Consider the following 22,875-nt stretch of genomic DNA (forward strand, 5'->3'; position numbering starts at 1 on the left):
CCAGCTTGTTCTTGATCCCCGGATAGTGGACGTCGACGATCTCCTGCATCGTCTCCGAGTCCGGGAAGCGGATGTAGTGGAAGAAGCAGCGGCGCAGGAAGGCGTCCGGCAGTTCCTTTTCGTTGTTCGAGGTGATGATCACGATCGGGCGGACGGCCGCCTTGATCGTCTCGTTGGTCTCGTAGACGTAGAATTCCATCCGATCGAGCTCCTGCAGGAGGTCGTTAGGGAATTCGATGTCGGCCTTGTCGATCTCGTCGATCAGCAGCACGGGACGGCCCTGGTGCTCGAAGGCTTCCCATAGCTTGCCCTTCTTGATGTAGTTCTTGATGTCCTTGACCCGCTCGTCGCCGAGCTGGCTGTCGCGCAGGCGGCTCACCGCGTCGTACTCGTAAAGGCCCATGGTGGCCTTGGTGGTCGACTTGATGTGCCAAGTGATCAGGTCCGAGCCGAGCGCCTTGGCGATCTCATAGGCGAGGACCGTCTTGCCGGTGCCCGGCTCGCCCTTGATCAGGAGCGGACGCTCCAGGGCGATGGCGGCGTTCACGGCCACCTTCAGGTCTTCGGTGGCGACGTAGTTGTCGGTCCCTTCGAAACGCTGGCTCATCTAGGCTCCCCGCGCGGGCGCCAAGCCCACGTTCGAACAGTTGTTTGTCTGGCCGCAGACTATAGGCCTGCACCGGATGTTCAAGCGCGTTCGCCCGGACGTAAGGGAAGGCCTGGGGCCATTGCCCGCCGGGAGGACGCGGAATAGTCCTTGGGGCGCAGGCCGCTTCCACGAGGTCATCGGACTTGAACCTGGCGATCCTACAGGCGCGGATGACGTCCAGCCGGCTGCCGGGCAAGGTGATGGCGTCCGTGCTGGGCGAGCCCATGATCGGTCGCCAGCTCGAGCGGCTCGGCCGTTCTGCGCGCATCGGCCGCATCGTGGTGGCCACCAGCACCGACGCCTCCGACGACCCCCTGGCGGCCTATGTGGAAGGCCTGGGGCATCTGGTGTTCCGCGGGTCGCTGGCCGACGTGCTGGACCGGTTCGCAGGCGCCATGGCGCTTGTTCCCGAGGCAGATACGGTCGTACGGCTGACGGCCGATTGCCCCCTGACCGATCCGCAGGTGATCGACGCCACGATCGATCATTTCCGCGCCGCGGGCGCCGACTACGCCAGCAACACGCCGGCGGTTCGCACCTATCCGCACGGCCTCGACACCGAGGTGATGACGCGCGCCGCGCTGGAGGCGGCGTGCCGGGAAGCGGCCGATCCCTATGAGCGCGAGCACGTGACGCCGTTCATCTACCGCCGGCCCGACCGCTTCCGGTTGGCCTACCTCTCGCAGTCGCCGTCTCGGGCGCACCTGCGCTGGACGGTGGATTTCCCGGAAGACCTGGCGTTCGTGCGCGACGTGTACGAACGCCTCTATCCGCTCAATCCCGCCTTCACGAGCGCCGACGTCGAGGCTCTGGAGCACAACAGTTCGGGGGCTGCGGCATGAGCGCGCCGGAAATCCTGCTGCGCCCCGTCGAGGGGTCCGACAAGGCCCGTCTCCGTACGTGGCGGAACCTGCCCGAGATCTCGGCCTGGATGTACAGCGACCACCAGATCTCCGAGCCCGAGCACGATCGTTGGTTCAACGCCGCCCTGGCCGATCCGGCGCGAAAGTACTGGATCATCCAGCTCGATGGCCTGCCCGTAGGCCTGACCAACCTCTACGATATCGCGCCGCAGCACCGGAAATGCTCCTGGGCCTACTATCTGGCCGATCCATCCACCCGCGGGAAAGGGGTCGGCGCCTACGTGGAGTTCCAGGTGATCGAGCACGTCTTCCGCGACCATGGGCTCAACAAGCTGTGCTGCGAGGTGCTGGTCGGCAACGAGGCGGTCTGGAAGCTGCACGAGTCGTTCGGCTTCCGCCGCGAGGCGCTCTTTCGGGCCCATGTCTGGAAGGATGGCCGCCCCCTCGACGTGGTCGGCCTGGGCCTGCTGGCCGAGGATTGGGCGGCGCAGCGGCCCGAAAGCCTGCGCCGCCTGCGCGAGAAGGGCTTCGATCTCAGCTAAGGCTTCGCGCGCCCGTCAGGGCCGCTATAGTCCAGGTCCTGGAGATCGGCGTCGTCGACGTTTCGAGCTTCGAAATCCGTGACGTCATCCTCGCCGCCCTCCACGGACTGGGCGTCGCGCGTCTCGGCCAGCCCATCGACCTCGCTGCGCGCGATCCGTGCGTCGTCGTAGCTGTCATCGGGCCCGAGACCGTCCAGGTCGTCCTCGCGCTCGCTGGTCGCGGCCCGGTAGTCGAGCTCGTCGTCTTCCTCGGTGTCGGCGTCGTCCACCGCATCGGGGTCGAATTCGTCGGCGTCGAGCGCCAGGGCCTCGTCCTCGTCCCGGTCGCCGTCGACTTGTGTGAGGTCCTCCACGTCCGGAAGTTCCTCGAACGTGCGTTCCTCGCCCAGGCTCGAGCCGTCGTCGTCGAGCAGGGCGTCGTACGCTTCGGCGCCTTCCTGGCCGTCAAGGTCGGGCGTTTCTGACATCTGGGAACTCCTCGCGTTGGGCGCCGGCCGGCGCTCCCGCGATCAATCCCTGGAACGGGTCAGTGTTCCGCCGCGAAAGCTTCGAGGGCCTCGCCGACCGCTTCCATCACCGGAGCCCAGTTGCCGAAGGCCGGCGTGGTGAAGGTGCGCGCCTGGGGATACCAGGGGTAGCGGGGCGTCCCGAGCCGGGTCCAGGCGCCGGGCACCGAGATCAGCCACGTGGGCGCGCCGCAGGCGGCGCCGAGGTTCAGCGTCGCGTTGGAGAAGCCGACGACGAGGTCCATGGCGCAGCAGAGCGCGGCGACGTCGTCGAGGTCCTGCTTCAGGTCGATGCCGGGCGGAGTCCAGATCGTGACCCCATAGTCGCGCCGCGCCTGCTCGATCTCGGCGGCGCAGTCGCCGTATTGCAGGTTGATCAGCGAGACACCCTTGGCCTTCAGCACGGGCGCCCAGTCGTCGAACGGCGAGAAGAAGCGGTGGCGGGCGCTGTTCTGGATATTGCTCTTCCAGAGAAGGCCGACCTTCACGCCGTCCGGCGCCTTTTCGAGTTCGCGCTTCCAGTGCGCCACCCGGTCGGGATCGGGCGTCATGAAGCCGACCCGGTCCGGGAAGGCGGCAGTGGAGCGGCGGAACTCGCGGAGCAGGGAGCCCATGGGCGTCCACAGGTCGAAGGTCTTGAAGTCGTCGACGAACGGCAGGGTGCGGTAGGTATGGCCCGCCTTGAGGTAGGTGGCGTGGGCGCCGACGACCGCGGTGGGAAAGCTGCGCTGGAACAGCGGAACCAGACGAGGCTCGACCGCCAGTGTCAGGCGGCCGTGGGGCCCCAGGGCCTCGATGACGTCCGGCAGCAGGTTGGCGAAGAGGATTTCGTCGCCCAGACCCTGCTCTCCGACCACCAGCAGCGACTTGCCGGCAAGGTCCGCGCCGGGCGACCAGGCTGGAGCGTCCACGAGGAAGTGGGTGACGTCGGGATGGGCAGGGTGCAGGCGTGATTCGTACACGTCCCAGCCCTCGCCGATTCGGCCGAGGGCGATCAGGATCGTCGAGAGCGACAGGCGCATCATCTGCCGCTCGTCATCCGACATGGGGTAAGTGAGGGCCTTCTCGCAGAGAAGCAGCGCCTCCTCGGCGTCGCCTTGCGACAGGCGCGCGTTGCCGAGGTTGTAGACCGCCTTGGCGAAGTCGGGATCCAGCCGGACGGCTTCGCGGAAGAAGATCTCGCCGTTCGCGTAGTCGCCCTGCTCGGCCATCACCGTGCCCATGGTGTTCCAGAGCATCGCGACCTGCGGATTGGCGACGATCGCTGGGCGCAGCAGTTCGATGGCGTCGCCGAAGGCCTGCCGGTCGCGCAGGGTGCAGGCGAGGTTGTTGCAGCCTTCGTGATGGTTCGGGTAGCGCACGAGGAAGTGCCGGAAGAGCTTTTCGGCGTGTTCCTTCATGCCCAGGCGGTAGGCGAGGCGGCCCAGGTCGTTGGCCACCTCGGCATGGTCGGGCAGCAGGCGCAGCGCCGTCTCATAGGCGGTAATGGCCGAGGCGAAATCGCCGGCGCGCTCGCGGCTGATCGCCAGCAGGTACCAGCCGAAGCCGCTGGTCTCGTCCTTGTGCAGGGCCTTCAGCGCCCATTCGGCGCCTTCCTGGTGGCGTTCCGCGTTCAGCGCGGCCACCGCGCGATCCAGCATCGGCTTCACGGCCAGGGCGCGCAACTCGTCCATGGCTTGGGTCAGCCGCGAGAGGGCTTCCTTCGAGCCGGCCTGGCCCATCGTGCCGCCCGTCAGCTTCGCGACGTTGACGGCGGGTGCGGCGGCGCTGTCGAGCGCAAGGGCGGACACGGCGCTGGGCGGGGCCTTGGGCGGCATCTGCGGAACTCCGGAGGATCGAGCGTGAGATGCGCCGGTTATGCTTAATCCTCGCTTAAGGCTGGGTGTGAAAATCGATGGCAATCGCGCGTTAACGCAGTGCCGGTAAGCGTGAGATGCGTTCGGAGCCAAGGAGGGCGAATATGGTTCATTCGAATCGCTTCGCCGGTTCGTGGGCTCCGAAAACAGGGGGCGGGACTTGCCGCTGAAGTTGTCACTGAGGCCGGGTGAGAAGTTCGTCCTGAACGGCGCGGTCGTTCAGAACGGCGATCGCCGGGCCGTGCTCGTCCTCCAGAACAAGGCTTCGGTCCTTCGCGAGAAGGACATCATGCAGCCCGAAGAGGTCCAGACACCCGCGCGGAGGATCTATTTCCCCGTGATGATGATGTACCTCGACGAGGGCTCGGCAGAACGCCACTACGACGAGTTCGTCCGCCGGCTGACCGAGTTCATGGGGGTCATCGCGAACCCCACGGTCCTGGCGGAGTGCGTGAACATCTCCAAGCACTGCATGGCGCGCGAGTACTACAAGGCGCTGATGCTCTGCCGGAAGCTCATCGACTACGAAGACGAAAGGCTGGGGAATGTCCCTTCAGGCGTATCAACAGGCGGCCACGCGGGCTGAGAACCCGCGGGACATGGAGTACCGTCTGTTCGCGCAGGTCACCCGCGCGCTGATGGAGGCCTCCAAACTGGATCGGACGGAGGTCGCCAAGCGCGTGGATGCGCTGGACTGGAACCGTCGCCTTTGGTCCACCCTCGGCGCGGACTGCGCCAGAACCGGCAACCAGTTGCCCGCCCCGCTACGCGCCTCGATCATTTCGCTGAGCATCTGGGTGAACAAGCACACCACCCTGGTCATCCGGAACCAGGAGGATTTCGAGCCGCTGATCGAGATCAACCGCATGATCATGCAGGGCTTGGCCGCCCAGGGGTCGCAGGCCGCCGCCTGAGCCGAAGACATCGCTGGACTGACGAAGGCCGCGGCGACCCCGCGGCTTTTTTCATGCCCGGCAATCTTGGTCGGCAACTCCTGCCGGGCGGCAGCGCATGGCTAACCGCGACCGACGGGCGCGTGACGATGTTCTTCCAAAAGAGCATATAAAACAGCCGATTAGGGCGAATTGAGCGTGGTTAATCCTGGCCCGCGTCTTGCGAGACCGTGGGTGGGCGAAAAATCGCCCGCCGGCAGAAGTCCGGACCAACCCCTCCAGAATGGAAGGACTACCAATGGCCAATTCGGTCAACACGAACGTCGGCGCGATGATCGCGCTGCAAAACCTGAACATGACCAACGCGGATCTCGCGAAGACTCAAGGGAGGATCAACACCGGGCTTCGGATCGCCAACGCCAAGGACAACGGCGCCGTCTGGGCCATCGCCCAGAACCAGCGTGCGACGTCCCAGTCGTTGAACGCCGTCCGCGAGTCGCTTCAGCGTGGTCAATCGACGGTGGACGTGGCCATTTCGGCCGGCGAAACCGTTTCGGACCTGCTCCTTCAGATGAAGGAAAAGGCCCTGGCCGCCGCCGACGCGTCCCTGGACGCCAACAGCCGCACCGCCCTGAACGAAGACTTCAAGGCGCTTCGTGACCAGCTCGCCAAGGCCGTGAACAATGCCGAATTCAACGGCATCAACATGGTCAAGAGCGCCGGCGTCACGATCGCGGCCCTGGCCAACTCGGACGCGACCTCGAAGATCACGGTCGCCGCTCAGGACCTGTCCCTCGGTGGCTCGACGCTCGGTGCTTCGCTGAGCGCCACGGCTTCGATCGGCACGCTGACGTCCGCGGGCACCATGATCTCGACGGTCAACACGGCGATCGTCAACGTCTCGACGGCGCTGAGCAAGCTCGGCACCGGCTCGAAGGCGCTGGGTTCGCACCTGGACTTCGTCAACAAGCTCCAGGACTCGATCGACGCCGGTATCGGCAACCTCGTCGACGCCGACCTGGCGAAGGAAAGCGCCAAGCTCCAGTCGCTGCAGACCAAGCAGCAGCTCGGGGTGCAGGCTCTGGGCATCGCCAACCAGTCGTCGTCCATCCTCCTGGGTCTGTTCAGGTAGGTTCCATAGCCCCGGGCGCGCTTCGCGGCCCGCCCGGGGTCTCTTTTTCGCCCCGGCAATTACTGCCGTTTGGGCGCGGCAATTTTTGCCCCAACGGGGTTCTGCTCGGCAAATCTTGCCGGCCGAAGGTAACCCTTACAACCCAATAACGCAATTGTTTCAGTCGGTTGACCGTCATTCCGTTAACGCGGGAATGGCCCCCCAATTGCTGCTCGTCGTGCAGGGCAAAACGCCCTCCGGCCGCCAGAACGGCGCCGGATCCTACAAAGAAGGACTGCTACGATGACCAACTCGGTCAATACGAACGTCGGCGCGATGGTCGCGCTGCAAAACCTGAACGCGACCAACAACGATCTCGCCACGACCCAGGCCCGGATCAACACGGGCAAGAAGATCAACAACGCCAAGGACAACGGCGCTGTCTGGGCCATCGCCCAGAACCAGCGTGCGACGTCCCAGTCGTTGAACGCCGTCCGCGAGTCGCTTCAGCGTGGTCAATCGACGGTGGACGTGGCCATTTCGGCCGGCGAAACCGTTTCGGACCTGCTCCTTCAGATGAAGGAAAAGGCCCTGGCCGCCGCCGACGCGTCCCTGGACACCAACAGCCGCACCGCCCTGAACGAAGACTTCAAGGCGCTTCGTGACCAGCTCGGGAAGGCCGTGTCGAACGCCGAATTCAACGGCATCAACATGGTCAAGAACGGCGGCACCACGATCGCGGCCCTGGCCAACTCGGACGCCAGCTCGAAGATCACGGTCGCTGCTCAGGACCTGTCCCTGGGCGGCTCGGTGCTCGGCGCTTCGCTGAGCAGCTCGGCCTCGATCGGCACGCAGACGACCGCCACGAGCATGATCTCGACGGTCAACACGGCGATCACCAACGTCTCGACGGCGCTGAGCAAGCTCGGCACCGGCTCGAAGGCGCTGGGTTCGCACCTGGACTTCGTCAACAAGCTCCAGGACTCGATCGACGCCGGTATCGGCAACCTCGTCGACGCCGACCTGGCGAAGGAAAGCGCCCGACTCCAGTCGCTGCAAACCAAGCAGCAGCTCGGCGTCCAGGCGCTGTCGATCGCCAACCAGTCTTCGTCGATCCTGCTGGGCCTCTTCCGTTAAAGCCCTGCGCCGCGAAGCCGCCCACGCGGCTCCGCGGTCTTCAACTGCGCCGGCGGGCAGGGGAAACCCTGTCCGCCGGTCGCCTTAGCCTGGAGCGCTGTACGCACGTTCAGCGGAAGGAGACATGGACACCAAGGCCGCGGCCATCACGCCCGCGCCCGAGTCCGCCAAGGCCCAGCTTCAGCCCGTAGCGCCCGCCAAGAGCGAGCCGCCGGCCGGCAAGGGTCAGGACACGGTCGAGACGCGACTGGTCATCGAACAGGATCAAGCCAGCGGTATCTTCATCTACAAGACCATCAACCGGCTCACCGGCGAGGTCGTCCAACAGCTTCCCAGGGACGAAGTCCTGAGGCTGAAGGACGCGGGCCAGTACGAAGCCGGCTCGGTAGTCCGCACCAAGGCCTGATCCAGCAGGGACGCGACACCCCCCTCGCGCAACCCAGGACAAATTGTCCCAACCGCCCCAGGTCGGCCTGGCGGCGGCGAACGTCGTTAATCTTGTTAACCATATTGGAACCAGCGCTTCCTAGCGTGAAGCCACGTCCGGGGTGCGAGTCGCATCCGAGGGCGTCCCGCCGCTAGGAGAGCGACATGACGATCAGCGTCAACACGAACAAGTCCGCGCTGACCGCGCTTCAGAATCTGAACCGGACCAACGACGAGCTGGCCGACACCCAGAACCGCGTCAACACCGGTCTCAAGATCGCGAACGCCAAGGACAATGCCGCCGTATGGGCCATCGCCCAGGGGCAACGGGCCGACATCGGCGCGCTCGGCGCGGTGCGGATGAGCCTGGACCGAGCCCAGTCGATCGCCGAGGTCTCGATGACCGCAGGTGAAACGATTTCCGACCTGCTGGTGGACCTGAAGTCCAAGGTGGTGGCCGCGATGGACACCTCGCTGGACACGCCCTCGCGCACCGCGCTCGATTCGGACTTCAAGGCGATCCTCCGGCAAATCACCCAGGTGGTCTCGAACGCCACCTTCGACGGCGCGAATCTCCTCGACGGATCGGTCGGCGCGAACATCCAGTTCCTGGCGAACGCCGAGGCGACCCAGCGGATCACGCTGTCGACCCAGAATCTCTCCCTGGGCGGCTCGATCCTGACTGTGGGGGCCACCTCGTCGATCACCTCCGTGACGACCGCGACCAACGTCCTCGCCTCGCTCAACACCTCCATCACCCAGGTCAACCAGGCCTTGGGCAACCTCGGCTCGCAGGGCAAGCAGATCGAGGCCCACCTGGGGTTCGTCTCCAAGCTCACCGACGTGCTTGAGGCCGGGGTCGGCAACCTCGTCGACGCCGACCTCGCCAAGGAAAGCGCGCGGCTGCAGGGTCTGCAGGTCCAGCAGCAGTTGGGCGCCCAGGCGCTCTCCATCGCCAACCAGGCGCCGCAGATCGTGCTGCAGCTCTTCCGCGGCGGCTAATTCCAGGTTTCCGTTGGGGCGTAGGAAAGGGCCTGGCCGCGCGGCGTCCGGGCCCTTTTTCTTTGGCGTCTTAGCAAGCCGTAAACGAAGCCGCCTTTACCGTCGCAGGCGGCGGATTAGCTAGCCGCCGAAGAGCGCCATGGTCACCCCGATCGATCCCAGTCTGCTGCTCGGCATCTACAACACCCGGAACGGCGTGTCCGGCGGGTCGTCGTTGGCCGGGTTGAGCTCCGGTGCGAGCAAGAAGGTGGCGCCTACGGCCCCCTGGACGCAGACCCAGACGCCCGCCGAGGCGTCGGCGGCGGTGAAGGCGGTGCTGGCCGGGCGCAAGTTCATCAACGAGAACGCGGCCCAGCTCGACCTGCCCGGCGCGTCGGACGACTACCGCAAGCTCTTCTCGATGTACCAGGGGCTCTCGACGCTCAACAGCGTGGTCGAGCAGTACCAGAAGAAGGGCCTCACCAGCATCGAGAAGGACCGCCTGCAGAAGACGTTCTCGAGCGGGCTGGACGAGATTCTTAGTTACGCGAAGGCCGCTGATCTCGACAAGATCCGGATGACCGCTGGCGACGTCGGCGCGACCGTCAAGACCACGGCTCCGGTAGCCGCCAAGAAGACCGAATACACGACCGCTCCGATCTACGCGGGAACCAGCAACGACGCGGTTCCGCAGTTCGCGGGCGATGTGAAATTCACCATTGGAGTCAAGCGCTCCGGCGTGACTTATAACGTCGATGTCGACCTCAACGACATGGGGACGCAGACGCGGTCGGTCGCCAACGTCATCAACTTCATCAACGGCAAGCTCAAGGACGCCGGCGTCGATACGCGGTTCGCCAGCCAGCGGCTGCCGGGGGCGGAGAAGACGGTCACCGCGGGCGGCAAGACCATCAGCCTGGGGCCGGGGCCGGACCAGTGGGCGTTCAAGATCAAGCCCAATGGCGAGACCGTCACTTTCAGCGCGGCCTCCACCGCGCCGGCGGTCTACATGTCGCAGTCGGTGGGCGACCCGAACCCGGACGGCAAGGTGGACACCAACGACAGCCGCGCGGTCCAGCAACTCCTGAAGTTCCAGACCGAGGCGGCCGCGGGCGTCGACGGGCCCGTGCAGGGGCAGAACGACGCCAACTGGGTGGACGGCCGCGCCTTCGCCAAGACGCTGGGACCTGAGGTCAAGACAGTTCGCCAGACCAAGGTCGGACCCGACGGTTCGGTCTACATGCTGGCCGACGTCGTCAACAAGACGGGCGGCCAGGCGATCAAGGGCGGCCAGGACGTGGCGCTCCTGAAGTACGATCCGGCGGGCAACCTCGTCTACACGCGCACCCTCGGCGCCTCCGAGACCGCGACCGGCCTTGGCCTAGCCGTCTCGGCGACGGGCAAGGTGGCGATCGCCGGCTCGGTGGTCGGCGGCCTTAACGGCGCTCAGGAAGGCGCCCTGAATTCCGGCTCGAACAGCACCTTCGCCAGCCAGACGGACAGCTTCGTCACCGTCTTCAACGCCGACGGCGAGGAAGAGTGGACCCAGCGCCGCGGCGCACGCCAGGCGGACGAGGCCAGCCAGGTGGTCTTTGGCGACAACGGCATGGTCTATGTGGCCGGCCGCTCGAAGTCGGCATTGCCCGGCGGAACACAGATCGGGGACTGGGACAGCTACATCGAAGGTTTCGGCCCGCCCTCGACCGCCCTTGCGACCAAGGGCAAGGTGCCGGCCACCTTCACGATGAACTTCGGCAGCTCCGGCGCTGACCGCCCGGCCGGCATGGTGCTGGACGGGACCAACCTGGTGACCGCAAGCGTCGAGAACGGCCACGCCGTCTTGCGCCGCTTCGACATCTCGTCGGGCCAGCCGGTCCTTTCGTCGACCCAAGACCTCGGCGACTTGCAGGGCGGCGACATCGCAGGCCTGGCGCTGGACGGCGGCGACGTGGTCATCGCCGGCTCCACCTCCAACGCGGGCCTCGCCGGCGGCGCCTCGGGCGCGGCGGCGCACAACGGCGGCGTCGACGCCTTCGTGGCGCGGCTGCCCAAAGATCTTTCGACCGGCGGCCAGGTGGCCTTCTACGGCGGCGCTGGCGACGATCGCGCCACGGCGCTGACCGTCTCCAACGGCAAGGTCTACATCGCCGGCTCAGCCGGGACGGGCGACGTCGAAGGGCAGGCCGCGGTCGGCAAGAAGGACGGCTTCCTGGCCCAGATCGACACCGCCACCGGCGCTGTGGGCTGGCAACGGCGCTTCACGGGCAAGGACGGCTACGCCGCGCCGAGCTCCATCGCCATCGACGACACGGGCGCCAGCTCGCTGGATCGCCTGGGCCTGCCCAAGGGCACGCTGGATCTCACGGACAGCCAGCGCATCACCGCCGGCAGCAGCCTGCGGCCGGGCGACCAGTTCCAGGTGCGGGTCGGTTCCGGCCGCTTCCAGACGGTGACCATCGAGAACAACGACACCGTCGATACCCTGGCCCAGAAGATAAAGCGCGCCACCGGCTTCCAGGCCAAGGTGACGATCGGCACGTCGGAAGGAGCGCGGAAGATCACCGTCGCCCCGCTGAACGATCGCACCATCGTCGAATTCGCGGCCGGGAAGACGGGGAAGGACGCGCTGGAACTGCTTGGCATCCCGGAGGGGATCGTCCGCAAGACCGAGGTCGACGACAAGGGCGTCAGCCGACCGGCGGACGGCAAGGGACAGATCTTCGGCCTTGGGCTGGAGGCCGATCTCAGCCTCGACGATGCGAAGGAGATTGCACACACCGTCGCCGACATCGCCACGGCGATGGGCGTCGTGCGCAAGGCCTACAAGGAGTTGGTGGCCCTGGCGACGCCCAAGAGCGCCCAGTCCGCGGCAGCCGCCGCGTCCGCGTCTGGCCCGGTGCCGGCCTATCTCACGAACCAGATCGCCAACTATCAGGCCGCCCTCGCACGCCTCGGCGGCTAGACCGCTTGAAAGCCGAGGGCCGGGGGGCTAGCGAGACGCCATGGAGACGCCTCCGAAGGCCCCCGAAAGTCAGCCGGACCAAAATCCGCCCCGGCGTGGGCCCCCGCTTGTCCTCCTGGGCGGCTTGGGGGCGTTGCTCGCCGGGGGCGCGATAGCCTGGGTCCTGGTCTCGGGCGACGGGGGCGCAGCGCCGCCGCCGCCAGCTTCCGAAGGCGGGCTGGTGATCGATTCCAGCGGCGCCGAGGACGGCAAGATCGACCCAGGCAAGCCGTTGCGCTGCTTCGTCCAGGGGCAATTCGTCGGCGAACTCAGCCTGACCGACTGCGCGCGGCGCAACGGGGTCGCGACGGACGCCCTCGACGTGGGACTGGACGAGACCGGCGCGCTGGCGGCGGCGCAGGAGGCCGGGGCGCAGATCGTGCCGCTCCCGCCGGCGGAGGAGGGGGCGCCTTCCGCGACCGAGGAGTCGTCTCTGCCGCCTGCGGAAGCCGAAACGCCGACGGACGCCCCCGCGGCGGTCGCGACCTGCTGGCGGCACGGCGGCGGCCGCTGGCGGCGCGCGCCAGAGGCCGGCGACCTCAATGCCTGTGTCCAGACCCTGTTCGCCGGCCGCTGCGAAAAGCCGGGCGGCGCGACCTACGGCCGCTTCGGGGCCCAGACGCTGCGCCTGGTGGCCGGCAAGGTCGAGATCTCGGACGACAACCGGACTTTCCGCACCCTGGCGCCGCAAGCGCCCGATTGCAGTCTTCCGCCCGTGGGATAGGGTCGGCGCATGTCCGCGAAGCCGATCCTCGTCCTTGCCGTAGCCGCCCTGGCGCTGTCCGCCTGCGCGAAGAAGACCGTGCCGCCGGGCGATGCGGGCATTTGCTACCACATCGTTCCCCAGAAGGACGGGTCGCTCAAGTACAACAAGCTGGTGCAGGCAAAGAGCCTGGAGGTCTGCGCGGCCAATCTCGAGGCCATGCGGATAAAGTTCCTGACCCTTGGCGGCAGCCAGCAGGAAATCTACGGCGCCTACCAGTCGAATTTCCTGTTCCTGCAGAAGGAGGGCGTCTTCACCTCGACGTCCCTCGAGGGACCGCGATACGTGGCTCTGGTGCGCACGGGCGACGGCCGGCTGGCGATCCCGGGGGCGATGCCGCAGACGCCGTGATCGGCGCGTCATTCTGCTGTGGACGGTTCCGCCGGGTGCGGAACAAAAATAGAACTCAAGCTTGTTAACGGATTTGCGAACGGCTAGCTTGCCGCGCGGCGACGAACTCGCTTTCTACGGAAACCAAGGAACAGATCGACATGGCGGGCAGCGTCAACAAAGTCATCCTGGTGGGCAACCTCGGGGCTGATCCCGAAATCCGCTCGCTGGGCTCCGGCGACCGGGTCGCCAACCTTCGCATCGCCACGTCCGAGACCTGGCGCGACCGCAACAGCGGCGAGCGCAAGGAGAAGACCGAGTGGCACCGCGTGGTGGTCTTCAACGAGAACATCGTGAAGGTCTGCGAGAACTACCTGCGCAAGGGCTCGACGGTCTACATCGAGGGCGCCCTCCAGACCCGCAAGTGGACCGATCAGTCGGGGCAGGAGAAGTATTCCACCGAGATCGTGCTGCAGAAGTTCCGCGGCGAACTCACCATGCTGGGCGGCCGCGGCGGTGACGCCGAGCAAGGCGACGGCGGCGGTTACGGCGGCGGCAACTTCTCGTCGGGCCCGCGCCAATCCAGCTCGGCCCCGCGTGAGGATTTCTCGGCCAGCCTCGACGACGAAATTCCGTTCTAGAGCGTCGAGCCTTCGCGCGCCTTCCGGACGGCCGGCTCCAATCGGGGCCGGCCGTTTTCTATTGGGGCCGTCGCAGGAGGCTTGGGACGCGGAGGACGACCAGCGCGGCCGCGAGGGCCGCGACCGCCGACCCCACCGCCTGGTAGCGTGGATCGTAGTGCGGGCCCGCGGCGGGATAGGTGGCGATCCGGCTTAGGTTGAGCAGGGCGTGGAAGATGACCGCCGAGGCGAGGGCGCCGCCCGTCCCGTTGTAGAGCCAGGTGAATAGGATTCGCAGGGCCGGGGCGGCGAGGGCCCACCAAGCGATGTCGGCCGCCGTCGCGCCGACCGCCTGCATCGACGGCAGGTGGCCCAGCCACCAAGGGACCGCCAGGATGAGGCTGGCGCCCAGTGCGCCCCAGCGGCGCTGGAGCGGATCCAGGGCATATCCCGTCCAGCCCACCTCCTCGCCGGCGGCGAGCACGAGGAAGAGGGCGAACAGCAAAGCGAGGCGGGTGGCGGACAGTGTCGGAGCGCCCTGGCCGCCTGCCAGGGCCATGATCGCCCAGGTGGCCAGGTAGAGCAAGGGCGCCAGCATGAGGGTTGCGGCGAGCCATCGACCGCGGCCGATGGCGCGGATATCGGCTGCCCGCGCGAGGAGCGCGAGAGGCGCCCTCCAGCCGCTGCGCCACGCCTCGAGGACGAGCGCCGCCGCCGTGGGTACGAACGCCAGGGCGAGGTCGCTTGCCGGGATCCGAAGGGCGACAATCACGCCAAGGCGGTCGCCCGCCAGCCACAACGGGATCGCCAGGACCGCGAGCAAGGCGAAGAACGCGGTGGCGGACCTTCCGCCACCCGTCGGCCTTTCGCTCGCGACCCGTTCGCTCGTCACCGGTCGGCAGGCCGTGACGGGCGGCTCATCGTAGGCTGCATGCCATGGGGCCTCTTGCCAACCGCCGTTCCAAGGGCGGCGGCTCGACTATGGGCGGCGAGGGCGCGAGGCGGCAACCTCAGCGGCGCGGGGCCCTGGGCGATCAGAGGCGGGTCCGTAACGACCAGAGCTCGGGGAAGCAGCGGCGCTGGAGGGTGCGTTGCAGGTAGCTCGCGCCTTCGCTGCCGCCCGTGCCGCGCTTGCCGCCGATGATGCGCTCGACGGTGAGCACGTGCTTGTGCCGCCAGGTGAGCAGGGCGTCGTCCAGGTCCACGAGCTTCTCGGCGAGCTGATAGAGCTCCCAATAGCGTGCGGTGTCGCGATAGACGGCGAGCCAGGCGTCCTCAACGGCGGCGGTCGGCTCGTAGGGCTGGGTGACGTCGCGCCCCAGCACCTCGGAGGGCACGGCGAGGCCGTGGGCGGCCAGCCGGTGGATCGCGTCGTCGTACAGGCTGGGCGCCGCCAGCGCCGCCTTCAGCGCCTCGAGAGCCTCGCTGCCCTCGTCCTGGAAGGCGAGGAAGGACGCGTCCTTCAGGCCCAGCAGGTATTCCAGCGTGCGGAACTGCCACGACTGGAAGCCGGAACTGGTCCCCAGGCCCCCGCGGAAGCTGAGGTAGTCGGCGGGCGTCATGGTGGCCAGCACGTCCCACGAGAGGGTCATGATCGTCTGGATGCGGGAGACCCGGGCCAGGGCCTTGTAGGCGGGCTCCACCTCGTCGGATCGGATCAGCCGCTTGGCGAGCCGCACCTCGTGGATGATCTCCTTGAGCCACAGTTCCTTCGTCTGGTGGATGACGATGAACAGCAGCTCGTCGTGGCGGTCGCTGGTGGGGTGCTGGGCGGACAGCAGGCGGTCGAGGCCCAGGTAGCCGGCGTAGGTGATGGTGTCGGTCATCTCGCCTGAGGGACGCGCCCCGGCCGAAGCTGTCAAGGCGCGGCGCGGGCTACTGCGCGCTGGCTTCCGACTTGGGTTCCGGGGGCGGGCAGACGTCGGCGATACGGCGCGCCTCGGTGGAGGCCTTGCCGGCAATGTCGAGGCCAAGGAACTCGGTGGCGATCTCGGCGGTGAGGTTGAAGCTGGTCGGCGTGTAGGCGCCCGAGCCCTTCACCGCGACCTTCCGGCCCTTCTTACTGACGCAAGTCCCCTTCAGCGTGATCTTCCCACCGGAAAACACCTTGGTGGGATAGGTGCAGGCATAGTGGCGGTTGGACGGGCCGGCGAGGAACTTGTCGACATCGGCCGGGGTGATGCAGCGCTTCTCGGTCTTGCTCTGCTTGATCGGCGACAGGAGCCGGTTCGTCGATTCCCAGTAGCCGGGCAGGATCGTGGTCGCCGCCACGGCGCTGGCCGGCGCGGCGACGCAGATGGCGGCGAAGAGGGCGGGCAGGGCTTTCATCGGGCTCGAACTCTACGGCTGATTCCGGCGGCAGCGTGACGGGCCCCGGATGAACCGCAGCTTAGCTCGCGGCCTGCTCCGATGGCCCGGCGCTTTCAATGAACGCAGCGTTGCGGTCGCGGATCGCCTGGCCGGCCTCGTCATACAGGAAGGGCAGGAACGCGTAGCGCCGCCCCCGGGTCACCGGTGTCGCCTCGTGCTGCAGGTTGCAGGCGAAGACGACCGCGCCGCCGGTCGGCGGGCGATAAGTGCGGCGGCCCAATTCCGGGAAGCGCAGGTCGCCCCCTTCGAATTCCTCGGCGTTCAGGTTGATCGAGCAAGCGAAGCGGCGGTGGGCGGTCCCCAGCGTTTCGTTGTCACGATGCGGCATGAAATATCCGCCGTCCGCAGCGTCGTAACAGGCGACGATGTAGCGCTCGATGCGCGTGGGCCGGAACTGGTAGGCGCGGGCGATCATCGGGACCACAGTCCGCTCGATCCGCGCGTGAATCTCCGCGATCATGGCCTTGTCCGACCCCAGGTTCACGTCGCGCCGCCGCTTCATGCTGTCGATCACGCCGACGGTGCGGCCGCCGATGTCGCGCATGACGCCAGACTGCTGGCCCCCGACCTTCTCGTAGATGTCGATCAGCCGCCGGCACATTTCGGGTTCGAACACACGCGGTACGATGAGGGCCGGGGCGACGAGCGGAACGCCGGCGTAGTCGTCGACGGAGGGCAGGTTGGCGAAGCGGTCGAGCACCGGGCCCGGCGCCTCCAGCGGCGCCAGCGCCATGACGCGCATCGCCGGGTCGAGCAACGCCCAGCCGCCCTCCGGGCCGACGTGGTAGAGCTGCCTGATCTCCTCCGCAGGATCGAAGAACCATCGCACCCCGTGCCGGTCCGGCGGAGCGCCCTCTTCGATCGTCTGGGGCACGATGAGGAAGATGGCGGCGGATTGCCTCTCGCAGACCTGGAATAGCGGACGCACAGCGGCGTAGGCGGCCTCGCGCCGGCTCGGGTCGCGCGGCAGAAAGCCCATCAGCACGTACCGGCCCGCGGCGGTGGAAAAGTGGAACTTCGGGTTCGGGCGCGAGACGCCCCTGAAGTCCGGGGCCATGTCGCCGGGCGCGAGGGGCGGCAGGGTCCAGCGGCCGCTCATGCCGAGGCCTCCGCCGCGGCGACGCGCGCGTTGTAGGCCGCGAGGGTCTCGGCGCCGGCCTCGTCGTACAGGAAGGGCAGGAAGGCGTAGCGGCGGCCGGACTTCACCGCAGTCGCCTCGTGGGTCAGGCCGCAGGAGAAGACAACGGCGCCCCCAGGCGGCGCGCGGTAGGTGGCCGGGCCGAACTCGTTGAAGCGCAGGTCGCCGCCTTCGAAGCCGCCGTTGAGGTTCAGCGAGCAGGCGAACTTGCGGTGGGCGGTTCCCTGGGTGGTGTTGTCGCGATGCGGGTGGAACACCGCGCCGTCGGCGGCGTCGTAGCAACTGACCAAATAGCGTTCGATGCGCGTTGCGGTGAAGCCCAGGGCGCGCTGGATCATCGGGTACAGGCGCCGTTCCAGCCGCTCGCGGATCGCGGCCTGCAGTTCGGGATCCTCGATCCAGATGTCGCGGCGCTTCTTGAGGTCGTCCATCACGGCCACGGTGCGCTGGCCCGCGTCGCGCATCACGCCGGTAAAGGCCCCGCCGTCTGCCTCATGCTGCGCGATCAGGTGTTCGCAGAGCTCGGGCTCGAAGACGTTGGGCACGATCAGCGCCGGCGCGTGCAGGGGCACGCCCGCGTGCGCCGCAGGCGGGGGTAGGGCGGCGATCCGGGCGAACATCGCCTCGGCCGATTCGATCGGCTCCGAGGCGAGGACGCGCAGGGTGGGATCCAGCAGCAGCCAATGCGGCTCGGGTCCGTAGCGCTTCGTGATCGCGCCGCGCGCATCGATCATCCAGCGAAGGCCGCGCACGTCCCGCAGCCCGGCCTCCAGCGCCGGGTCGCGATAGATCACGAAGGCGCAGGCGTTCACCTCGTCGAACAGCCGCTGATTCGCCGCGAGGGCCCGTACGGCGGCGCCTCGCGCCTCGGGCTCTTCGGGCAGAAACAGCATCAGCACGTAGCGACCCGACGCGGTCTCGAAGGCGAAGTCCGGGGTGCTGGGGGTCCGGGTGACGAACCAAGGGGCGTTCTGGCCGACGGCGAGGGGCATTGGCGCAAACTAGACAGTCGGGTGGTCCAGGTCACGCGGCGCGGCCGATCCTGAGGCGGCCTGCCGCACGCGCCGCACGCGCACGCGCATACACGTACGTGCGTACGCGCGAAGTGGCGCACCCGGCTTCCGGATGCTAATTGGAACACCTACCTGACCAGTCCGATTCGAACGGCGTTTCCTTCCCTTGACCGACGACAGCACCACGACCCCTCCCGAACACGGGCCCGGGGGCATCGCCCCTATCGCCATCGAAGACGAGCTGAAGCGCTCGTACCTCGACTACGCCATGAGCGTGATCGTCAGCCGCGCCCTGCCGGACGTGCGCGACGGTCTGAAGCCCGTGCACCGCCGCATCCTGTTCTCGATGGGCGAGCAGGGGCACACGCCCGACCGCAGCTATGTGAAGTCGGCCCGCGTGGTCGGTGACGTGATGGGTAAGTATCACCCGCACGGCGACGTCGCGATCTACGACACCTTGGTGCGCCTGGCGCAGCCCTTCTCGATGAGCCTGCTGCTAATCGACGGCCAGGGGAACTTCGGCTCGGTGGACAACGATCCGCCGGCGGCCATGCGCTATACCGAAAGCCGCATGACGCGGGCCGCGATGGCGATCCTCGCGGACCTCGACAAGGACACGGTCGACTTCAAGGACAACTACGACGGCTCGGAACAGGAGCCCATCGTCCTGCCGTCGCGCATCCCCAACCTGCTGGTGAACGGCGCGGGCGGCATCGCCGTCGGCATGGCCACCAACATCCCGCCGCACAACCTTGGCGAAGTCGTCGACGCCTGCCTGGCCTATGTCGACGATCCGGAGATCGGCCTGGACGCCCTGCTGGACATCGTGCCGGGGCCCGACTTCCCGACAGGCGGCCTGATCATCGGCCGCACCGGCCCGCGCACGGCGCTGATGACCGGCCGGGGCTCGGTGATCATGCGCGGCGAGGCGACGGTCGAGGAGATCCGCAAGGATCGCGAGGCGATCATCATCACTTCGATCCCGTACCAGGTGAACAAGGCCGCGCTGGTCGAGCGCATCGCCGAGCTGGTGCGCGAGAAGCGCGTCGAAGGCGTCGCCGACCTGCGCGACGAGAGCGACCGCCAGGGCATGCGCATCGTCATCGAGATGAAGCGCGACGCCTCGGCCGACGTGCTGTTGAACCAGCTCTACCGCTTCACGCCGCTGCAGACCTCGTTCGGGGTCAACATGCTGGCGCTGAACCGCGGCCGGCCCGAGCAGATGGGCCTGCGCGAGATGGTCACCGCCTTCGTGGACTTCCGCGAAGAAGTGGTGGTGCGCCGCACCAAGTTCGAACTTTCCAAGGCCCGCGACCGCGGCCACGTCTTGGTGGGGCTGGCCATCGCCGTGGCCAACATCGACGATTTCATCCACATCATCCGCTCGTCCAAGGACCCGACCGAGGCGCGCGAGCGCCTAGTGGCCCGCGACTGGCCGGCGGGCGACATGCTGCCGCTGGTCGAGCTGATCGCCGACCCGCGCACCATCGTGGTGGACGGCAAGGAGATCCGGCTCACCGACGAACAGGCCCGCGCCATCCTGGCGCTGACGCTGTCGCGCCTGACCGGCCTGGGCCGCGACGAAATCTTCGGCGAGGCCCGCGAACTGGCCAGCACGATCCAGGGCCATCTCGAAATCCTGGCGTCCCGCGAGAAGGTCATGGCCATCGTCCGCGAGGAGCTGGTGGCGGTGAAGGACGCCTTCGCCGTCCCGCGCCGCAGCCAGATCGTCGACGGCGACGCCGACGTCGAGGACGAGGACCTGATCGCCCGCGAGGACATGGTCATCACCGTGACCCACGGCGGCTACGTGAAGCGCACGCCGCTGGCGATCTACCGCACCCAGCACCGAGGCGGGAAGGGCCGCTCGGGCATGGCGACCAAGGACGAGGACGCCGTCACCCGGGTGTTCTCGGCCAATACGCACACGCCGATGCTGTTCTTCTCGTCGGGCGGCAAGGCGTTCCAGCTCAAGGTCTGGCGCCTGCCGGTCGGCACGGCGACGGGCCGCGGCAAGGCCTGGGTGAACCTGCTGCCGATCGAGCCGGGCGAGAGCATCACGTCCATCCTTCCACTGCCCGAGGACGAGGCGACGTGGGGCCAGTACGACGTGATGTTCGCGACGCGGTCGGGCAACGTCCGTCGGAACAAGCTCAGCGACTTCATCGGCATCAAGCGCAACGGCAAGATCGCGATGAAGCTGGACGAGGGCGACTCGATCATCGGCGTCGGCGTGTGCAACGCCGACCAGAACGACATCCTGCTGACCACGGCGCTGGGCCGCTGCATCCGCTTCGCCGTGGATGAGGTCCGTGTCTTCGCAGGCCGGGATTCCACGGGGGTGCGCGGCATACGTCTGGCCGAGGGCGATAGCGTCATCTCCATGGCCATCCTGCGGTCCGTGGAGGCTACGCCCGCCGAGCGCGCCGCCTATGTGAAGCAGTCGAACGCCAACCGCCGGGCCGCCAGCGGCGAGGCGGACGACGTCGAGGACGTCGCGGCGCCCGACGACGAGGAAGAGGCCGCCGACGAGGCTGCGCTCTCGGTGGAGCGCTTCGCCCAGCTCGGCGCCGCGGAAGAGATCATCCTGACGGTCTCGACCGAAGGCTACGGCAAGCGCTCCTCGGCCTACGAGTTCCGCCGCACGGGCCGTGGCGGCCAGGGCCTGCTGGCCCAGGACCTCACCAAGCGCGGCGGCAAGCTGGCCGCGTCGTTCCCGGTGGACGAGGGCGACCAGATCCTGCTCGTCACCGATCAGGGCCAGCTCATCCGCACCCCGGTCAGCCAGGTGCGCATGGTCGGCCGCAACACCTCGGGCGTCATCATCTTCCGCACCAGCGCCGACGAGCACGTCGTGTCGGTGGAGCGGCTGGCCGACACCGGAGAGGACGACGACCTGAACGAGGCCGCTCCGGAGGCTCCCGAACCCGGCGACGCATAGGGTTCGAGGCGGAATCTTCGGCCACGCCCGGGGCTTCCGCGTCGACCCTCACCCTGCGGGAGGTCGTTTTCCGCTTGCCAACACGCCGCACTGCGGCGAAAGGGCGAAGGTCGAGTTTTGGGGATCCTGAACCGCATGACCCGCGTCGGCCTTTATCCGGGTACGTTCGATCCGATCCACAACGGACATACCGACATTCTCGGCCGCGCCGCCAAGCTGGTGGACAAGCTGGTGATCGGGGTGGCCATCAACGCCGGCAAGGGGCCGCTCTTCTCGCTGGACGAGCGAGTGGCCATCGTGGAGGAGGCGGTGAACCCCCTCCGGAACCAGACCGAGATCCTGGTCCAGCCCTTCGAAGGCCTGACGATGCATTTCGCCCGCGAGATGGGGGCCCAGGTGATCGTCCGCGGCTTGCGCGCCGTGGCGGACTTCGAGTTCGAGTTCCAGATGACGGCGATGAACCAGCAACTGGATCGCGAGATCGAGACCGTGTTCTTCATGGCCGACCCGCGCCACCAGGCGATTGCGTCGAAGCTGGTGAAGGAAATAGCCCAGCTCGGCGGAGACGTGACCAAGTTCGTCAGCCCCTCCGTCAAGGATCGCCTGCTGGAGAAGGTCGGCCGCGCCTAATTGCTGGCGGACCGGCGGCGACCTCGCTACGAGGGGCGCCATGAGGTTGAAGACCGTCCTGTTCGCCGCAGCGTTCGCGGCCCTGGCCACTACGGCCGTCGCCCAGAAGAAGGCTCCGCCCGCGCCGCCGAAGCCTGCGGCTCCCGCCGCGCCGTCCGCCGCCGACTGGCGCACGCCGAACCCGGACGACGTGCTGGTGATCGACACCAACAAGGGCCGGATCGTCGTCGAGATGGTCCCCGAGGTCGCGCCGCTGTGGACCCAGCGCGTGCGCGAGCTCGCTAAGGCGCACTTCTACGACGGCCAGACGTTCTTCCGCGTCATCGACGACTTCATGGCCCAGACCGGCGATCCTGAGAACCGCGGCACGGGCGGTTCGACCCAGCCCGACGTGAAGGCCGAATTCCTGTTCCGCCGCGGCGCCGACATGCCGTTCGTGCTGGCGGTCGATCAGAGCGTGGCCGAGGTGGGCTTCATCAAGGCCCTGCCGGTGACAACCCAGTCGATGATGCTGGCGCCCATGACCCGCGACCAGAAGGTGTCGGGTTATGCGCTCTACTGCCCGGGCGTCGCCGGCGCGGCGCGTGGCCAGTCGCCGGACTCGGCCAACAGCCAGTTCTTCCTGATGCGCGCGCACTATCCGCTGCTGGAGCGCAACTACACCGCCTGGGGCCGGGTGCTCTCGGGCCAGGACGTGGTCAAGGCGATCAAGGTAGGCGAGCCGGTCCCCGATCCGCAGGACAAGATGGAACGGCTGCGCCTCCTGAGCGATATGCCCGAGAATGAACGGCCGAAGATCCGCGTGATCGATCCGGCCGGAAAGTGGTTCAAGGCCGAGGTCGCCCGGGCGCAAGCCGCTGCCGGCGCGAACTTCACGGCCTGCGACGTGAACATCCCTGTCGAGGTGAAATGATGGACGCCGAAAACACCCTCCTGCTGGAACTGGAAACCGGTCCGGTCACGATCAAGCTGCGACCCGACCTGGCGCCCCAGCACGTGGCGCGCATCAAGGAGCTGGCTCGCGAAGGTTTCTATGACGGCGTGGTCTTCCACCGCGTGATTCCGGGCTTCATGGCCCAGGGCGGCGACCCGACCGGCACCGGCA

24 protein-coding genes are annotated in these 22,875 nt (G+C 67.5%); 16 read left to right on the forward strand and 8 right to left on the reverse strand.

Features of this window, described 5'->3' with window-relative positions:
- A partial coding sequence (locus Q0L11_RS18690; protein ID WP_296599243.1) for a MoxR family ATPase occupies nucleotides 1-607 on the reverse strand: 607 nt, incomplete at its 3' end.
- Nucleotides 608-792: 185 nt separating this feature from the next.
- On the opposite strand from Q0L11_RS18690, the gene Q0L11_RS18695 reads away from it, so the two are divergent.
- Nucleotides 793-1,491, forward strand: coding sequence for a glycosyltransferase family protein (locus Q0L11_RS18695; RefSeq protein WP_296599244.1), 699 nt, complete (start codon nucleotides 793-795; stop codon nucleotides 1,489-1,491).
- On the forward strand, nucleotides 1,488-2,054 hold the full coding sequence (gene pseH / locus Q0L11_RS18700; protein WP_296599245.1) for a UDP-4-amino-4,6-dideoxy-N-acetyl-beta-L-altrosamine N-acetyltransferase: 567 nt from the start codon (nucleotides 1,488-1,490) through the stop codon (nucleotides 2,052-2,054). The genes Q0L11_RS18695 and pseH overlap by 4 nt, the downstream gene beginning before the upstream one ends.
- Here the strand turns inward: pseH and Q0L11_RS18705 are convergent.
- Both Q0L11_RS18705 and Q0L11_RS18710 read right to left on the reverse strand, forming a co-directional pair.
- Nucleotides 2,051-2,521: a hypothetical protein gene (locus Q0L11_RS18705; protein ID WP_296599247.1), complete on the reverse strand. Its 471-nt coding sequence runs from the start codon at nucleotides 2,519-2,521 to the stop codon at nucleotides 2,051-2,053. The two genes, pseH and Q0L11_RS18705, sit on opposite strands and share 4 nt — an antisense overlap.
- A gap of 59 nt (nucleotides 2,522-2,580) precedes the next feature.
- Nucleotides 2,581-4,377: a tetratricopeptide repeat protein gene (locus Q0L11_RS18710; protein WP_296599248.1), complete on the reverse strand. Its 1,797-nt coding sequence runs from the start codon at nucleotides 4,375-4,377 to the stop codon at nucleotides 2,581-2,583.
- Nucleotides 4,378-4,576: 199 nt separating this feature from the next.
- Between Q0L11_RS18710 and flbT the strand changes: the two genes are divergently transcribed.
- From flbT to ssb, 10 genes are all read left to right on the forward strand, one after another.
- Nucleotides 4,577-5,002 carry a flagellar biosynthesis repressor FlbT gene (gene flbT / locus Q0L11_RS18715; RefSeq protein WP_296599250.1) on the forward strand — a complete coding sequence of 142 codons (426 nt, stop codon included), beginning with the start codon at nucleotides 4,577-4,579 and terminating at the stop codon, nucleotides 5,000-5,002.
- Complete coding sequence (gene flaF, locus Q0L11_RS18720) at nucleotides 4,962-5,330, forward strand: flagellar biosynthesis regulator FlaF (RefSeq protein ID WP_296599251.1); 369 nt, start codon at nucleotides 4,962-4,964, stop codon at nucleotides 5,328-5,330. Before flbT ends, flaF begins: the two co-directional genes overlap by 41 nt.
- A gap of 277 nt (nucleotides 5,331-5,607) precedes the next feature.
- Nucleotides 5,608-6,441: a flagellin gene (locus Q0L11_RS18725; RefSeq protein ID WP_296599252.1), complete on the forward strand. Its 834-nt coding sequence runs from the start codon at nucleotides 5,608-5,610 to the stop codon at nucleotides 6,439-6,441.
- A gap of 282 nt (nucleotides 6,442-6,723) precedes the next feature.
- The gene (locus tag Q0L11_RS18730) at nucleotides 6,724-7,557 is read left to right on the forward strand and encodes a flagellin (protein ID WP_296599253.1); all 834 of its coding nucleotides are present in this window, start codon (nucleotides 6,724-6,726) and stop codon (nucleotides 7,555-7,557) included.
- 124 nt (nucleotides 7,558-7,681) lie between these two features.
- Nucleotides 7,682-7,963 (forward strand): hypothetical protein, encoded by a 282-nt coding sequence (locus tag Q0L11_RS18735; RefSeq protein ID WP_296599254.1) that lies wholly within the window; start codon nucleotides 7,682-7,684, stop codon nucleotides 7,961-7,963.
- Between the two features lie 185 nt (nucleotides 7,964-8,148).
- Nucleotides 8,149-8,985: a flagellin gene (locus tag Q0L11_RS18740; RefSeq protein WP_296599255.1), complete on the forward strand. Its 837-nt coding sequence runs from the start codon at nucleotides 8,149-8,151 to the stop codon at nucleotides 8,983-8,985.
- A 139-nt stretch (nucleotides 8,986-9,124) separates the two neighbouring features.
- The gene (locus Q0L11_RS18745) at nucleotides 9,125-11,926 is read left to right on the forward strand and encodes a hypothetical protein (protein ID WP_296599256.1); all 2,802 of its coding nucleotides are present in this window, start codon (nucleotides 9,125-9,127) and stop codon (nucleotides 11,924-11,926) included.
- Between the two features lie 220 nt (nucleotides 11,927-12,146).
- Nucleotides 12,147-12,689: a hypothetical protein gene (locus Q0L11_RS18750; protein ID WP_367183463.1), complete on the forward strand. Its 543-nt coding sequence runs from the start codon at nucleotides 12,147-12,149 to the stop codon at nucleotides 12,687-12,689.
- A 9-nt stretch (nucleotides 12,690-12,698) separates the two neighbouring features.
- On the forward strand, nucleotides 12,699-13,079 hold the full coding sequence (locus Q0L11_RS18755; RefSeq protein ID WP_296599259.1) for a hypothetical protein: 381 nt from the start codon (nucleotides 12,699-12,701) through the stop codon (nucleotides 13,077-13,079).
- A 140-nt stretch (nucleotides 13,080-13,219) separates the two neighbouring features.
- Complete coding sequence (ssb, locus tag Q0L11_RS18760; RefSeq protein ID WP_296599260.1) at nucleotides 13,220-13,699, forward strand: single-stranded DNA-binding protein; 480 nt, start codon at nucleotides 13,220-13,222, stop codon at nucleotides 13,697-13,699.
- Nucleotides 13,700-13,757: 58 nt separating this feature from the next.
- Here ssb and Q0L11_RS18765 read toward each other — a convergent pair whose 3' ends face one another.
- The 5 genes from Q0L11_RS18765 to Q0L11_RS18785 all read right to left on the reverse strand — a co-directional run bounded on the left by Q0L11_RS18765 (nucleotide 13,758) and on the right by Q0L11_RS18785 (nucleotide 18,178).
- Nucleotides 13,758-14,501 carry a CPBP family intramembrane glutamic endopeptidase gene (locus tag Q0L11_RS18765; protein WP_296599262.1) on the reverse strand — a complete coding sequence of 248 codons (744 nt, stop codon included), beginning with the start codon at nucleotides 14,499-14,501 and terminating at the stop codon, nucleotides 13,758-13,760.
- Between the two features lie 211 nt (nucleotides 14,502-14,712).
- On the reverse strand, nucleotides 14,713-15,504 hold the full coding sequence (locus Q0L11_RS18770; RefSeq protein ID WP_296599263.1) for a tryptophan 2,3-dioxygenase: 792 nt from the start codon (nucleotides 15,502-15,504) through the stop codon (nucleotides 14,713-14,715).
- A gap of 49 nt (nucleotides 15,505-15,553) precedes the next feature.
- Nucleotides 15,554-16,006, reverse strand: coding sequence for a DUF3617 family protein (locus tag Q0L11_RS18775; RefSeq protein WP_296599264.1), 453 nt, complete (start codon nucleotides 16,004-16,006; stop codon nucleotides 15,554-15,556).
- A gap of 61 nt (nucleotides 16,007-16,067) precedes the next feature.
- A complete protein-coding gene (locus Q0L11_RS18780; protein ID WP_296599266.1) occupies nucleotides 16,068-17,147 on the reverse strand; it encodes a 2OG-Fe(II) oxygenase in 1,080 nt (359 codons plus the stop codon).
- The gene (locus Q0L11_RS18785) at nucleotides 17,144-18,178 is read right to left on the reverse strand and encodes a 2OG-Fe(II) oxygenase (protein WP_296599267.1); all 1,035 of its coding nucleotides are present in this window, start codon (nucleotides 18,176-18,178) and stop codon (nucleotides 17,144-17,146) included. The genes Q0L11_RS18780 and Q0L11_RS18785 overlap by 4 nt, the downstream gene beginning before the upstream one ends.
- Before the next feature lie 187 nt (nucleotides 18,179-18,365).
- On the opposite strand from Q0L11_RS18785, the gene gyrA reads away from it, so the two are divergent.
- The 4 genes from gyrA to Q0L11_RS18805 all read left to right on the forward strand — a co-directional run.
- The gene (gyrA, locus tag Q0L11_RS18790; protein WP_296599269.1) at nucleotides 18,366-21,140 is read left to right on the forward strand and encodes a DNA gyrase subunit A; all 2,775 of its coding nucleotides are present in this window, start codon (nucleotides 18,366-18,368) and stop codon (nucleotides 21,138-21,140) included.
- Between the two features lie 135 nt (nucleotides 21,141-21,275).
- Nucleotides 21,276-21,770: a pantetheine-phosphate adenylyltransferase gene (coaD, locus tag Q0L11_RS18795; RefSeq protein WP_296599270.1), complete on the forward strand. Its 495-nt coding sequence runs from the start codon at nucleotides 21,276-21,278 to the stop codon at nucleotides 21,768-21,770.
- A 40-nt stretch (nucleotides 21,771-21,810) separates the two neighbouring features.
- On the forward strand, nucleotides 21,811-22,683 hold the full coding sequence (locus Q0L11_RS18800) for a peptidylprolyl isomerase (RefSeq protein WP_296599272.1): 873 nt from the start codon (nucleotides 21,811-21,813) through the stop codon (nucleotides 22,681-22,683).
- The coding region (locus Q0L11_RS18805) for a peptidylprolyl isomerase (RefSeq protein ID WP_296599273.1) at nucleotides 22,680-22,875 on the forward strand (196 nt) is incomplete at its 3' end. The genes Q0L11_RS18800 and Q0L11_RS18805, both read left to right, overlap by 4 nt.

It is taken from the genome of Phenylobacterium sp. (assembly GCF_024508875.1).
In the GTDB taxonomy this organism is placed as follows: Bacteria; Pseudomonadota; Alphaproteobacteria; order Caulobacterales; family Caulobacteraceae; genus Phenylobacterium.

Bases quoted from the DNA above. Each gene is read 5' to 3' on its own strand.
- pseH (WP_296599245.1), top strand. From the start codon at position 1,488: ATGAGCGCGCCGGAAATCCTGCTGCGCCCCGTCGAGGGGTCCGACAAG.
- Q0L11_RS18705 (WP_296599247.1), bottom strand. From the start codon at position 2,521: ATGTCAGAAACGCCCGACCTTGACGGCCAGGAAGGCGCCGAAGCGTAC.
- Q0L11_RS18710 (WP_296599248.1), bottom strand. From the start codon at position 4,377: ATGCCGCCCAAGGCCCCGCCCAGCGCCGTGTCCGCCCTTGCGCTCGAC.
- flaF (WP_296599251.1), top strand. From the start codon at position 4,962: ATGTCCCTTCAGGCGTATCAACAGGCGGCCACGCGGGCTGAGAACCCG.
- Q0L11_RS18725 (WP_296599252.1), top strand. From the start codon at position 5,608: ATGGCCAATTCGGTCAACACGAACGTCGGCGCGATGATCGCGCTGCAA.
- Q0L11_RS18730 (WP_296599253.1), top strand. From the start codon at position 6,724: ATGACCAACTCGGTCAATACGAACGTCGGCGCGATGGTCGCGCTGCAA.
- Q0L11_RS18735 (WP_296599254.1), top strand. From the start codon at position 7,682: ATGGACACCAAGGCCGCGGCCATCACGCCCGCGCCCGAGTCCGCCAAG.
- Q0L11_RS18740 (WP_296599255.1), top strand. From the start codon at position 8,149: ATGACGATCAGCGTCAACACGAACAAGTCCGCGCTGACCGCGCTTCAG.
- Q0L11_RS18745 (WP_296599256.1), top strand. From the start codon at position 9,125: ATGGTCACCCCGATCGATCCCAGTCTGCTGCTCGGCATCTACAACACC.
- Q0L11_RS18755 (WP_296599259.1), top strand. From the start codon at position 12,699: ATGTCCGCGAAGCCGATCCTCGTCCTTGCCGTAGCCGCCCTGGCGCTG.
- ssb (WP_296599260.1), top strand. From the start codon at position 13,220: ATGGCGGGCAGCGTCAACAAAGTCATCCTGGTGGGCAACCTCGGGGCT.
- Q0L11_RS18770 (WP_296599263.1), bottom strand. From the start codon at position 15,504: ATGACCGACACCATCACCTACGCCGGCTACCTGGGCCTCGACCGCCTG.
- Q0L11_RS18775 (WP_296599264.1), bottom strand. From the start codon at position 16,006: ATGAAAGCCCTGCCCGCCCTCTTCGCCGCCATCTGCGTCGCCGCGCCG.
- Q0L11_RS18780 (WP_296599266.1), bottom strand. From the start codon at position 17,147: ATGAGCGGCCGCTGGACCCTGCCGCCCCTCGCGCCCGGCGACATGGCC.
- Q0L11_RS18785 (WP_296599267.1), bottom strand. From the start codon at position 18,178: ATGCCCCTCGCCGTCGGCCAGAACGCCCCTTGGTTCGTCACCCGGACC.
- coaD (WP_296599270.1), top strand. From the start codon at position 21,276: ATGACCCGCGTCGGCCTTTATCCGGGTACGTTCGATCCGATCCACAAC.
- Q0L11_RS18800 (WP_296599272.1), top strand. From the start codon at position 21,811: ATGAGGTTGAAGACCGTCCTGTTCGCCGCAGCGTTCGCGGCCCTGGCC.